The sequence below is a fragment of the Bacillus vallismortis genome (genome assembly GCF_004116955.1).
GTDB classification, from domain to species: domain Bacteria; phylum Bacillota; class Bacilli; order Bacillales; family Bacillaceae; genus Bacillus; species Bacillus vallismortis.
Map to the genome: position 1 here is coordinate 796928 of NZ_CP026362.1, position 12760 is coordinate 809687.

Below are 12760 nucleotides of genomic sequence, written 5' to 3' on the forward strand. Positions count from 1 at the left end.
TTGATAATACGCAAGGCTGTTTTTGTTTTATTTTCTTTTCATTAATCTGTCATACACCTGCTTTAAGGCGGACTCGAACTTTCCTGTCTGTTTCGGCTTGTAATATTGCTTATTCTTTAAAGGATCAGGGAGATATTGCTGTTCGACCCATCCGTTGTCGTAACTGTGCGGATATTTATAGTCGATTCCTCTTCCTAATTCCTGAGCTCCTTTATAGTGCGCATCTTTTAAATGCTTTGGGATTTCCCCGATTTTTCCGGCTCTGATATCTGCAAGCGCCTCATCGATTGCCAGAATGGCTGAGTTTGATTTTGGCGAGAGGCAAAGTTCAATGACCGCGTTGGCCAGCGGGATTCGTGCTTCGGGAAATCCGACCCGCTCAGCAGTCTGAATCGCGTGCAGCACTCTTGGGCCGGCTTGCGGGCTTGCTAAACCGATATCTTCATAAGCGATGACAAGCAGTCTTCTTGCGATGCTATCAAGATCGCCTGCTTCAATTAATCTTGCCAAATAGTGAAGAGCGGCATTGGCATCAGAGCCGCGGATCGATTTTTGAAAAGCGGACAATACATCATAATGCGCGTCACCATCTTTATCGTGAGTAAAGCTCTTTTTCTGCAAACATTCCTCCGCCGTGTCCAATGTAATGTGAATCACGCCGTCTGATGACTCTTTGGTTGTCAACACGGCCAGTTCAAGCGCATTTAAAGCGGAACGGACATCCCCTCCGCATCCGTGCGCAAAATGCTCCATCGCCTGATCATCAATGGATACAGAATAGGTGCCAAGGCCCCGGTCTTCATCATGGAGCGCACGTTCCAGAGCCTGTTTAATCAGTACCGGTGTTAACGGCTCAAGCTCAAAGATTTGTGTCCGGCTTCTGATCGCCGGATTAATGGCATGATATGGGTTAGCCGTGGTTGCTCCGATCAAAATGATCATTCCGTTTTCTAAATAGGGCAACAGAAAATCTTGCTTGCCTTTATCCAGCCTGTGAACTTCATCCAGAATCAAAATCACTTGGCCTGACATTTTTGCTTCCTGAGCTACGATTTCCATATCTTTTTTATTGTGAATGACAGCATTCAGCGTTCGAAAAGCAATACTTGTTGAACCGGCAATTGCTGTTGCGATTGAAGTTTTTCCAATTCCTGGCGGCCCGTACAAAATCATGGATGACAAATGTTTTGCCTGAACCATTCTGCCGATCATTTTATCTTCAGCCACCAGATGCTGCTGGCCGATAATATCTTCTATTTTTGTCGGACGCATCCGATATGCCAATGGCTTCATCATCATCTCTCCTTACTTATTTACAGGGTAACGGAAAAACGGACATTAGGAAAGGGAGAAGGGCCGTTTCCCCCCTGCCTCAATGAAAATTCGCTCAAGGTATGTTATAATAACAGTTGGTCTATTGAGTCATAAACGGACGAATTATATAGAAATTACCATTATAAATGTGAAAAATCATGAAATAACAGAGGTGTTCATGTTGAAAATATCAACTAAGGGAAGATACGGGCTTACCATTATGATCGAGCTTGCCAAAAAGCATGGTGAAGGCCCGACTTCATTAAAAAGCATCGCACAGACGAATAATCTGTCTGAGCATTATTTGGAGCAGCTGGTATCGCCGCTCAGAAATGCCGGTTTAGTGAAAAGCATCAGAGGCGCATACGGCGGATATGTATTAGGCAGTGAGCCGGATGCGATCACGGCTGGAGATATTATCCGTGTGCTCGAAGGGCCGATCAGTCCTGTTGAAGTGCTGGAAGACGAGGAGCCTGCCAAGCGTGAGCTGTGGATTCGCATACGTGATGCTGTGAAAGAGGTTTTAGACAGTACAACATTAGAGGATCTTGCCAGCTATACAGACGGAGAGCAAGAAGCTTATATGTTCTATATTTAGATCAGAGGTGCAAATATAATGGAACGGATTTATTTAGATCATGCCGCAACGTCTCCGATGGATGAGCGCGTGCTGGAAAAAATGACCCCTTATTTCTCCGGCAATTTCGGCAATCCATCGAGCATCCATTCATTTGGAAGAGAATCTCGGAAATGGGTGGACGAAGCAAGAGCTCAGATTGCAGCCGAAATCGGAGCGGCGGAGCAGGAGATCGTTTTTACAAGCGGGGGGACAGAAGCCGATAACTTGGCCATTATAGGAACCGCGCTTGCAAGAAAAGATGTGGGCAGACATATTATCACGACAAAAATTGAGCATCACGCTGTGCTTCACACGTGTGAAAAACTTGAGGAAGACGGATTTGACATTACGTATCTCGATGTTGACCAAAATGGAAGAGTCAGTGCAAAACAGGTGAAAGAAGCACTGCGTGATGATACAATCCTTGTGACAGTGATGTATGGAAATAATGAAGTCGGAACAGTGCAGCCGATTGATGAAATCGGTGAGCTGCTGAAGGAACACCAGTCATATTTTCATACCGATGCTGTTCAGGCATTTGGGCTTCTGCCAATTGATGTGAAAAACAGCCATATTGACCTTCTGTCTGTTTCCGGGCACAAGCTCAACGGGCCAAAAGGGACAGGCTTTTTATATGCAAATAAAGATGTGAAGCTTTCCCCGCTTTTATTTGGAGGAGAGCAAGAAAGAAAACGCCGTGCCGGAACAGAAAATGTTCCGGGAATTGTCGGGCTGAAAGAAGCGATCAAACTGTCAAGTGAAGAACGGGATGAAAAAAACGAAAAGTATCAATCGTTTAAGACAATCATCACCGACACGCTTGAAAATGCCGGTGTGGCATTCGGGATCAACGGGGATAAAGAGCATTGCCTGCCGCATGTTCTGAACCTTTATTTTCCCGGTGTATCAGTGGAAGCGCTGCTGGTGAATCTGGACATGGCGGGAGTCGCTGTCTCAAGCGGATCAGCGTGCACGGCCGGTTCAATTTTGCCGTCACATGTTCTGACTGCCATGTTCGGAGAAGAGAGTGACCGGCTGACGTCTTCAATTCGGATCAGCTTCGGCCTCGGCAATACGGCTGAGCAAGTGAAAACTGCTGCCAAACATGTGGCCGACGTTGTCAAACGGCTGACACAATAAGGCGGCTTAGTTATTGGAGTGAATGAAATGGAAAAACGTCCGGAAGATACAAGAGTCGTTGTCGGCATGTCCGGCGGTGTAGACTCATCTGTGGCGGCCTTGCTGTTAAAAGATCAGGGCTATGATGTGATCGGAATTTTTATGAAAAACTGGGATGATACGGATGAAAACGGTTTTTGCACAGCGACAGAGGATTATGAAGATGTGATCCGCGTCTGCAATCAAATCGGGATTCCGTACTACGCTGTTAATTTTGAAAAACAATATTATGAGAAGGTATTTCAATACTTCCTTGATGAATATAAAGCAGGCAGAACACCCAACCCGGATGTGCTGTGCAACAAAGAAATTAAATTCAAGGCGTTTTTGGAGCACGCCCTGTCACTTGGCGCCGACTACTTAGCGACTGGCCACTATGCAAGGGTAGACAGAAGCGGCGGCAAAGTCAGAATGCTGCGCGGCATTGACGAAAACAAGGATCAAACGTACTTCTTGAATCAGCTGACAGAGGATACGCTAAGCAAAGTCATGTTCCCGATCGGCGAGCTTCAAAAAAGCCGTGTGCGTGAAATTGCCAAAGAAGCAGATCTTGCAACAGCAACGAAAAAAGACAGTACGGGCATTTGTTTTATCGGCGAACGCAACTTCAAAACGTTTCTCAGCCAATATCTCCCTGCACAGCCGGGCGATATGATGACGATGGACGGTGAAGTAAAAGGACGCCACGACGGGTTGATGTACTACACGATCGGACAGCGTCACGGCCTTGGCATCGGCGGAAGCGGCGAGCCATGGTTTGCGGTTGGTAAAGACCTTGAAAAGAACATCCTTTACGTGGATCAAGGGTTCCATAACCCTCTTCTTTATTCCGACAAAATCACAGCAACGAATATCAGCTGGGTTCATTCGGATACGATGAAGGGTGAAGAGATTGCCTGTACGGCTAAATTCCGTTACCGTCAAGAGGATCATAAGGTGACGGTGCGCATGACGGGTGAAGGCGAAGCGGAAGTTATTTTTGATGAACAAGTCCGCGCTGTAACGCCGGGACAAGCGGTTGTCTTTTATGACGGCGAAGAATGCCTTGGCGGCGGAACCATTGATGATGTGTACAAAGACGGAACAAAATTGTGGTACGTATAAAAGATGAAAAACCTCAACACAGAGTTGGGGTTTTTTAATGAAAGGAAGATGATCGGTGGATTATAATCAACTCGGTATAGAGGCGATGCAAAAAGGCGATTACGAGAAAGCGGCAGAGGCATTTACAAAAGCTATTGAAGAAAATATAGATGACGCGATTCCCTATATTAACTTTGCTAACCTGCTTTCATCCGTAAACGAGCTGGAACGGGCACTTGCGTTTTATGATAAAGCGCTTGAATTAGACAACAGCGCTGCTACTGCTTATTATGGAGCAGGAAATGTCTATGTTGTAAAAGAAATGTACAAAGAAGCGAAAGACATGTTTGAAAAAGCGCTTCGTGCTGGAATGGAAAACGGCGACCTGTTTTACATGCTCGGAACGGTACTTGTCAAGCTCGAACAGCCTAAGCTTGCACTGCCGTATTTACAAAGAGCGGTCGAATTGAATGAAAACGATGCGGAAGCTCGTTTTCAATTTGGAATGTGCTTAGCGAACGAGGGCATGCTGGACGAAGCGCTCAGCCAATTCATAGCTGTAACTGAGCTAAATCCGGAGCACGCTGATGCGTTTTATAATGCCGGTGTCGCTTATGCATATCAAGAAAATCGAGAAAGAGCCCTGGAAATGCTCGACAAGGCGATCGATATCCAGCCGGATCATATGCTTGCACTTCATGCTAAAAAACTGATCGACCCATCATAACAGGCACAGGAGGAGGGATAGCTCGTGCAGCAGCATCCGGATCAGCTTAACATGGAGGAAGAGCCCTATTTAAAAGGGACAGTCAACACAGTCATCTATCATAATGACGCCAATTTATATACGGTTCTGAAAGTGAAAGTTATAGAAACCTCCGAAGCGATTGAAGATAAAGCCGTATCCGTGACGGGCTACTTCCCTGCGCTTCAAGAAGAAGAGACCTACACGTTTTACGGAAAGGCCGTCACCCACCCGAAATTCGGGCTTCAATTTCAGGCGGAGCATTTTAAAAAAGAGATTCCGACAACTAAGGAAGGCATCATTCATTATTTATCCAGTGATTTGTTCGAAGGAATCGGCAAAAAAACAGCCGAAGAAATTGTCAAAAAATTGGGTGACAGCGCGATTAATAAAATATTGGCTGACGCTTCAGTGCTTTACGATGTCCCGAGGCTGTCAAAAAAGAAAGCCGACACGCTGGCAGGCGCCTTGCAGCGGCATCAGGGACTGGAGCAAATCATGATCTCCCTGAATCAGTTTGGATTCGGCCCGCAGCTGTCTATGAAAATCTATCAAGCCTATGAATCAGAGACGCTTGACAAGATTCAGGAAAATCCTTATCAGCTTGTCAAAGATGTAGAAGGCATCGGGTTTGGGAAAGCGGATGAGCTGGGCAGCAGAATGGGGCTTTCAGGTAATCATCCTGAGCGGATAAAAGCCGCCATTTTGTACACGCTTGAAACGACCTGTCTGTCAGATGGGCATACGTACATAGAAACGGAACAGCTTATTATCGATACCCAATCACTGTTAAATCAGTCAGTAAAAGAAGGGCAGCGGATCACAGAAATGGATGCAGCTAACGCGATGATAGCCCTTGGAGAAAATAAAGACATTGTGATAGAAGATGGCCGCTGTTATTTTCCTTCGCTGTTTTACGCGGAACAGAACGTTGCAAAGCGCGTGAAACATATCGCAAGCCAAACCGATTATGACGACCAGTTTCCTGAATCCGAATTTCTGCTCGCTTTGGGGGAACTGGAGGAACGGATGAACGTTCAGTATGCCCCCAGCCAGAAGGAAGCGATTCAAAAAGCCCTTTCCTCACCAATGCTGCTGCTAACGGGAGGGCCGGGAACAGGAAAAACGACGGTCATCAGAGGGATTGTCGAACTGTACGGAGAGCTTCACGGTGTGTCACTAGACCCTTCAGCTTATAAAAAGGATGAAACTTTTCCGATTGTATTGGCCGCACCGACAGGGAGAGCGGCGAAACGGATGAGTGAATCGACGGGCCTTCCGGCAGTCACGATACACAGGCTGCTTGGCTGGAACGGTGCAGAGGGCTTTACTCATACAGAGGACCAGCCGATCGAAGGGAAGCTGTTAATCATCGATGAAGCGAGTATGCTGGATATATGGCTGGCGAACCACTTGTTCAAGGCGATCCCTGATCATATTCAAATCATCATCGTCGGTGACGAAGATCAGCTGCCTTCTGTCGGTCCGGGCCAAGTACTGAGAGACCTTTTGGCATCCCGGGTGATTCCGACTGTGAGACTGACAGACATCTACCGCCAGGCGGAGGGGTCATCAATCGTCGAGCTTGCCCACCAAATGAAAAAAGGCTTGCTGCCAAACAATTTGACTGCCCCGACGAAGGATCGTTCCTTTATTCGCTGCGGAGGCTTGCAAATTAAAGAGGTGGTTGAGAAGGTTGTCGCCAATGCATTGAAAAAAGGCTATACGGCAAAGGATATTCAGGTTCTCGCCCCGATGTACAGAGGAAAAGCTGGGATCAATGAACTAAATGTCATGCTGCAGGACATTTTAAACCCTCCTAAAGAAAAACGGAGAGAATTGAAGTTCGGAGATGTTGTCTACAGAACCGGAGATAAAATTTTGCAGCTTGTCAATCAGCCGGAAAACAATGTGTTCAACGGAGATATTGGCGAAATTACGTCGATATTTTATGCGAAGGAAAATACAGAAAAAGAAGACATGGCCGTCGTTAATTTTGACGGTAATGAAATGACATTTACGAAAAAAGATTTTAACCAGTTTACCCATGCGTATTGCTGCTCTATTCATAAATCGCAGGGAAGTGAATTTCCGATTGTGGTGTTGCCTGTTGTAAAAGGTTACTATAGAATGCTCAGAAGAAACCTTCTTTATACCGCGATTACTCGAGCAAAGAAATTTCTCATTTTATGCGGGGAAGAGGAGGCGCTGGAGTGGGGCGTAAAAAATAATGACGCAACTGTCAGGCAGACATCCTTGAAAAACAGGCTGTCATTACAGATTGAGGAAATGGATGCCGAGCTTGAGGCTTTGCAAAAAGAGCTCCCGTTCAGTGTACATGATGCCAATATTGGTATGGAAGGCATTACGCCATTCGATTTTATGAAAGAAGAACAGCTGTAAAGGCTCCCGTGTTAGCGGGAGTTTTTGCATTTGCGGTGGAAGTGATTTCATCGTATGAGTCAAAGACGCAAAGCAAAACCTAAGCCTGTTCAACAAAAGGTGGTTGATCACACTTTGAGAACATGCCATGAGGTAGAAGGATTCCCAGTATACTCAGAACGAACTTCTTGTTATCTCGGGACCATTTCTGATATTTGTTTTTCTCTGAAGGGAGATTGTCTCGGATTTATACTTGCACAAAAACGGTTTTTGCATCATCATCATGCGCTATTACGGGCGTGTGATATCACTTCCATTCTTGATGACCGCATATTGGCCTCAATCAGTTCAGGCCAGCTTCTGCCTCTTCCGAAGTCATGCTTCACATACGAGCAGATGAAAATGAAGCTTGTGAAATCGCAAGAGGGAGATATATTGGGGATGCTGGAAGATGTATACTTTTGTTTGGACAGGGGCATAATCGTAGCATATGAACTCTCGGACGGTTTCTTTTCTGACTTGGCGGGAAGCAAGCATCAGATCCAAAGAGCGGATTCGCTTGTCGAGGTGCGGAAAGACGAGATCGTTCTGAACGGATAGAGGTGTGAGATATGCTTATATGCCCGAACTGCAAAAGTAAGGATATCGGGAAAATCGGCGTGAACCAATATTATTGCTGGGGCTGTTTTATCGAACTGACAGTGGCGAAAGGGAAGATAGCAACTCATCAGGTGGAAGAAGACGGAACGTTAAGCAGCTTGGATGATTTGTTTTCTGAGGACGAACGCAGCATCAATTTTTGATTATGAAGGGAGATGCTCAGGATGAATCGGACGATGACTTCTCTTTTGGCATTGGGAGCCGGGGCTCTCGTATACCGGATGGCGACTCAATCCGACATGCTGAATAATCGAAGCATGAAGCGGATGAGAAGAAGAATAACGAAAATGTTTTAATGTGGAAAAGGATACTCCTCGGAGAGTATCCTTTTTGTTATAGAGCGAGAATAATTCGCACCGTTCCTCAAAAGATATAGAAGAGGTGAAAGCAAATGCTCCAAAAACCGGTGCAGCTTTTGTTGTGGGTGGCCATTTGTTTGCTGGTCCTGTTAACAGTCTATGTCTTTTTTATGCTCGATATATTATGGTCGCCCTTTTGGCTCGTTATCAAAACGATTTTGATTCCCCTAATTATTTCTATTTTTATTTCTTATTTATTGCTACCGGTCACAGAGTGGCTGCATGGCAAAGGATTGCCGAGGACCTTGAGTATCTTGGTGATTTATGTGCTTTTCTTTGGCGGAATTGGCTGGGCGCTGTATAAAGGGGTGCCTGTCTTAATTGTGCAGCTGACGGATTTATCAGAGAATATCCCTATGTTTGCCGAAACGTATAACGGGCTCCTTCTTCATGTGCATAACCATACTGATGACTGGCCTGACGGCATGCATCATCGTATAGATAAAATGATCAGCCAGACGGAGGCATTTTTCGCGGAAACGATCGAGGGAGCAATCAGCGGAATTCGCAACGTGCTTGATTATTTCATCATTGCGGCAACAATCCCTTTTCTCGTGTTTTATATGGTAAAGGATATTGAGTTGATGAAAAAGACGGTATGGTATTTGACGCCGAAGTCGTGGAGAAAGCGGGGCAGCGCCTTCTTGAGGGATGTAGACGACTCTCTTGGCGATTATGTCCGCGGCCAGCTTCTGGTCTGCTTCATTCTCGGCGTGCTGGCGGGCATTACATTCTGGATATTTGGGCTTCCATATCCGTTGATCTTAGGCCTGATTTCCGGGATCACGAATGTCATACCGTATTTTGGCCCTTTCATTGGAGCTGTTCCTGCGCTTTTAATTGCGATGACCATTTCAGTGAAAGCGATTCTAGTTGTGGTGTTTACAGTGTTTGCTCTGCAATTTATGGAAGGGAATATCCTCAGTCCGTTCATTGTCGGCAGAAGCCTTAAAATGCATCCAGTCGTCATCATGCTTGCGCTCCTTGCCGGAGGAGAGCTGGCGGGAATCGTCGGGATGATTCTGGCTGTTCCGGCGACGGCTGTTTTAAAAGTGATGATGATCCATTTTTTGCGGATGAGGACGGAGCATTGACATTGTCGTGCAGCTTGTCTATAATTTCTCGTAGAATACATACGAATCTCGAGTGACGGATCTGAGTATGCCGAAGCCCTGTTAAAGAGAGAAGTTCCGCTAGCTGAAAGGAGCTTTATCAGAAGATCGGAGGAAGCTAATCCTGAGTGCAGTTAATCACTGCCGCACATCCTGCGTTACAGGGTTAAAGGTGACGGGCGAATGTTAAAGCCCGTAATCAGGGTGGTACCGCGAGACAGCTCTCGTCCCTGTGTAAACGTGTGGTTTGCATAGGGGGAGGGCTTTTTTGCTGTCACTAAAGAGAATTTCGATTTTTATAGAGGAGGAAGGAAATACAATGAAACACTTAACTTCTGCTGAAGTTCGTCAAATGTTTTTGGATTTCTTTAAAGAAAAAGGACATGCGGTAGAGCCAAGCGCGTCATTAGTGCCGCATGAGGACCCTTCACTGCTGTGGATCAACAGCGGTGTTGCGACACTGAAAAAGTATTTTGACGGACGTGTCGTTCCGGAAAATCCAAGAATCGTAAACGCTCAAAAAGCGATCAGAACAAACGATATAGAAAATGTAGGTAAAACTGCGCGCCATCATACATTCTTTGAAATGCTTGGAAACTTTTCTATCGGCGATTATTTCAAAGAAGAAGCCATTACATGGGCTTGGGAGTTTTTAACGAGTGACAAGTGGATCGGCTTCGACAAAGAGCTTCTCTCTGTTACGGTTCACCCAGAAGATGAAGAAGCGTATGAATTTTGGGCGAAAAAAATCGGTATTCCTGAGGAAAGAATTATCCGCCTAGAGGGGAACTTCTGGGACATCGGTGAAGGACCGAGCGGACCGAACACAGAGATTTTCTATGACCGCGGTGAAGCATACGGTAATGATCCAGAAGATCCGGAGCTCTATCCAGGCGGAGAAAACGACCGTTATTTGGAAGTATGGAATCTTGTGTTCTCTGAGTTCAACCATAACCCAGACGGCACGTACACGCCGCTTCCGAAGAAAAACATTGATACAGGCATGGGGCTTGAAAGAATGGTATCTGTCATCCAGAATGTCCCGACAAACTTTGATACCGATTTATTTGTGCCGATCATCAAAGCAACAGAAACCATTTCTGGTGAAGCGTACGGCACAGACAATGTGAAAGACACTGCGTTTAAAGTGATTGCCGACCACATCAGAACGGTTGCCTTTGCTGTCAGTGATGGGGCGCTGCCGTCAAATGAAGGCCGCGGCTATGTATTAAGACGCTTGTTGCGCCGGGCTGTGCGTTATGCCAAAACAATCAACATCCACCGTCCGTTCATGTACGACTTAGTGCCGGTTGTCGCTGAAATCATGGCTGATTTCTACCCTGAAGTAAAAGAGAAAGCGGATTTCATCGCAAAAGTCATCAAAACCGAAGAAGAGCGCTTCCACGAAACCCTTAATGAAGGGCTTGCGATCCTGTCAGAAATGATCAAAAAAGAAAAAGGCAAGGGAAGCAGCGTGATTTCAGGGGCCGACGTGTTTAAATTGTACGATACGTATGGGTTCCCAGTTGAGCTGACAGAAGAATACGCAGAAGACGAGGGCATGACGGTTGACCATAAAGGCTTCGAAGAAGAAATGAACCAGCAGCGTGAACGGGCAAGAAACGCCCGCCAAGATGTCGGCAGCATGCAGGTGCAGGGCGGCGCATTGCGCGACGTGACCGATGAAAGCACATTTGTCGGCTACTCTCAAACGAAAGCTGGCGCCAATGTCATTGTGCTTCTTCAGGATGGACAATTCATTGAAGAGGCTCATGAAGGGGACAGCGTTCAAATCATTCTTGATGAAACACCGTTCTATGCAGAAAGCGGCGGCCAAATCGGCGATAAAGGTTACCTCCGCAGCGAACAGGCAGTGGTGAGAATTAAAGATGTGCAAAAAGCGCCGAACGGCCAGCATGTGCATGAAGGTGTTGTGGAGAGCGGCACTGTTCAAAAAGGCCTGCATGTAACGGCTGAAGTTGAAGACCATATGAGAAGCGGCGTCATTAAAAACCATACGGCAACGCATTTATTGCATCAGGCGCTTAAAGACGTTCTTGGAACTCATGTCAATCAGGCCGGATCTCTTGTGACTGAAAACCGTCTTCGTTTTGACTTCTCGCATTTTGGGCAAGTGACAAAAGAAGAGCTTGAACAAATTGAAACAATCGTAAACGAAAAGATCTGGGCGAGCATCCCGGTCAGCATCGATTTGAAGCCAATCGCTGAAGCAAAAGAAATGGGCGCGATGGCTCTGTTCGGCGAAAAATACGGTGATATTGTCCGGGTTGTCCAAGTCGGAGATTACAGTATAGAGCTGTGCGGCGGCTGTCATGTCAGAAACACAGCGGAAATCGGCTTGTTTAAAATTGCTTCAGAGTCTGGAATCGGAGCAGGCACAAGACGGATTGAAGCTGTAACAGGACAAGGCGCTTACGTCGAAATGAACAGCCAGATTTCCGTTTTGAAGCAGGCTGCTGACGAGCTGAAAACAAATATTAAAGAAGTGCCGAAACGGGTTGCGGCTCTGCAGGCTGAACTGAAAGAAGCCCAAAGAGAAAATGAATCTCTTCTGGCGAAACTAGGAAACGTGGAAGCAGGAGCGATTCTGTCAAAAGTGAAAGAAGTTGACGGCGTGAGTGTGCTTGCGGAAAAAGTTAATGCGAAAGACATGAACCATCTCCGCACAATGGTGGATGAACTGAAAGCGAAGATCGGCTCTGCTGTGATCGTGCTTGGTGCGGTACAAAACGAGAAAGTCAATATTTCCGCCGGCGTAACAAAGGATCTCATTGAGAAAGGCCTGCATGCCGGCAAGCTGGTTAAACAAGCTGCGGAGGTTTGCGGCGGAGGCGGCGGAGGCCGTCCGGACATGGCGCAGGCAGGCGGCAAACAACCTGAAAAATTAGAAGAAGCTTTGGCTTCCGTAGAAGATTGGGTGAAATCCGTTTTATAATTTGCCCATGTAGTGTAGAATGATGGTAAGATTAGGACCCCAGGCTGAACTTTGCCTGCGAATTTGGGAAAGAGGTGCAAAACGGTGAGCTCGTTTGATAAAACGATGAAATTTAATTTCTCCGATGATTCTGCTGAGACTAACGTAAATGAGGTGCTGATTACAGTGTATGACGCGCTTCAGGAAAAGGGCTACAATCCAATCAATCAGATTGTCGGATACTTGCTGTCAGGTGATCCCGCTTACATTCCTAGGCATCGTGACGCTCGTAATTTAATTCGCAAACTTGAAAGAGACGAATTAATCGAGGAATTGGTAAAGTCTTATTTAGAACAACATAAAGAGGCGTAA

12 protein-coding genes are annotated in these 12760 nt (G+C 46.2%); 11 read left to right on the top strand and 1 reads right to left on the bottom strand.

Annotated elements, in window-relative coordinates; translation table 11 throughout:
- Positions 1-27: 27 nt before the first annotated feature.
- Positions 28-1293, bottom strand: coding sequence for a replication-associated recombination protein A (locus BV11031_RS04270; RefSeq protein WP_010330999.1), 1266 nt, complete (start codon positions 1291-1293; stop codon positions 28-30).
- 202 nt (positions 1294-1495) lie between these two features.
- Between BV11031_RS04270 and cymR the strand changes: the two genes are divergently transcribed.
- The 11 genes from cymR to BV11031_RS04325 all read left to right on the top strand — a co-directional run bounded on the left by cymR (position 1496) and on the right by BV11031_RS04325 (position 12760).
- Complete coding sequence (gene cymR, locus BV11031_RS04275; RefSeq protein WP_003225879.1) at positions 1496-1912, top strand: cysteine metabolism transcriptional regulator CymR; 417 nt, start codon at positions 1496-1498, stop codon at positions 1910-1912.
- Between the two features lie 18 nt (positions 1913-1930).
- Entirely contained in the window at positions 1931-3073 is a 1143-nt protein-coding gene (locus BV11031_RS04280) for a cysteine desulfurase family protein (protein ID WP_010330998.1), read from the top strand.
- 27 nt (positions 3074-3100) lie between these two features.
- The gene (mnmA, locus tag BV11031_RS04285; RefSeq protein ID WP_010330997.1) at positions 3101-4216 is read left to right on the top strand and encodes a tRNA 2-thiouridine(34) synthase MnmA; all 1116 of its coding nucleotides are present in this window, start codon (positions 3101-3103) and stop codon (positions 4214-4216) included.
- Between the two features lie 85 nt (positions 4217-4301).
- Entirely contained in the window at positions 4302-4922 is a 621-nt protein-coding gene (locus tag BV11031_RS04290) for a tetratricopeptide repeat protein (RefSeq protein ID WP_206702320.1), read from the top strand.
- A gap of 24 nt (positions 4923-4946) precedes the next feature.
- The gene (gene recD2 / locus BV11031_RS04295; RefSeq protein ID WP_010330995.1) at positions 4947-7343 is read left to right on the top strand and encodes an SF1B family DNA helicase RecD2; all 2397 of its coding nucleotides are present in this window, start codon (positions 4947-4949) and stop codon (positions 7341-7343) included.
- 54 nt (positions 7344-7397) lie between these two features.
- Positions 7398-7922, top strand: coding sequence for a PRC-barrel domain-containing protein (locus BV11031_RS04300; protein ID WP_010330994.1), 525 nt, complete (start codon positions 7398-7400; stop codon positions 7920-7922).
- 11 nt (positions 7923-7933) lie between these two features.
- Positions 7934-8125: a hypothetical protein gene (locus tag BV11031_RS04305; RefSeq protein ID WP_003225893.1), complete on the top strand. Its 192-nt coding sequence runs from the start codon at positions 7934-7936 to the stop codon at positions 8123-8125.
- Positions 8126-8146: 21 nt separating this feature from the next.
- Entirely contained in the window at positions 8147-8278 is a 132-nt protein-coding gene (locus tag BV11031_RS04310; protein WP_003225895.1) for a YrzQ family protein, read from the top strand.
- Between the two features lie 95 nt (positions 8279-8373).
- Entirely contained in the window at positions 8374-9435 is a 1062-nt protein-coding gene (locus tag BV11031_RS04315) for an AI-2E family transporter (RefSeq protein WP_010330993.1), read from the top strand.
- A 337-nt stretch (positions 9436-9772) separates the two neighbouring features.
- Positions 9773-12409, top strand: coding sequence for an alanine--tRNA ligase (alaS, locus tag BV11031_RS04320; protein WP_010330992.1), 2637 nt, complete (start codon positions 9773-9775; stop codon positions 12407-12409).
- Positions 12410-12493: 84 nt separating this feature from the next.
- Positions 12494-12760: an IreB family regulatory phosphoprotein gene (locus BV11031_RS04325; protein WP_003225903.1), complete on the top strand. Its 267-nt coding sequence runs from the start codon at positions 12494-12496 to the stop codon at positions 12758-12760.

Excerpts from the sequence above, each read along its gene's own strand:
- BV11031_RS04310 (WP_003225895.1), top strand. The coding sequence starts at position 8,147 with ATGAATCGGACGATGACTTCTCTTTTGGCATTGGGAGCCGGGGCTCTC.
- BV11031_RS04305 (WP_003225893.1), top strand. The coding sequence starts at position 7,934 with ATGCTTATATGCCCGAACTGCAAAAGTAAGGATATCGGGAAAATCGGC.
- alaS (WP_010330992.1), top strand. The coding sequence starts at position 9,773 with ATGAAACACTTAACTTCTGCTGAAGTTCGTCAAATGTTTTTGGATTTC.
- BV11031_RS04270 (WP_010330999.1), bottom strand. The coding sequence starts at position 1,293 with ATGAAGCCATTGGCATATCGGATGCGTCCGACAAAAATAGAAGATATT.
- BV11031_RS04290 (WP_206702320.1), top strand. The coding sequence starts at position 4,302 with ATGCAAAAAGGCGATTACGAGAAAGCGGCAGAGGCATTTACAAAAGCT.
- mnmA (WP_010330997.1), top strand. The coding sequence starts at position 3,101 with ATGGAAAAACGTCCGGAAGATACAAGAGTCGTTGTCGGCATGTCCGGC.
- BV11031_RS04300 (WP_010330994.1), top strand. The coding sequence starts at position 7,398 with ATGAGTCAAAGACGCAAAGCAAAACCTAAGCCTGTTCAACAAAAGGTG.
- BV11031_RS04280 (WP_010330998.1), top strand. The coding sequence starts at position 1,931 with ATGGAACGGATTTATTTAGATCATGCCGCAACGTCTCCGATGGATGAG.
- BV11031_RS04315 (WP_010330993.1), top strand. The coding sequence starts at position 8,374 with ATGCTCCAAAAACCGGTGCAGCTTTTGTTGTGGGTGGCCATTTGTTTG.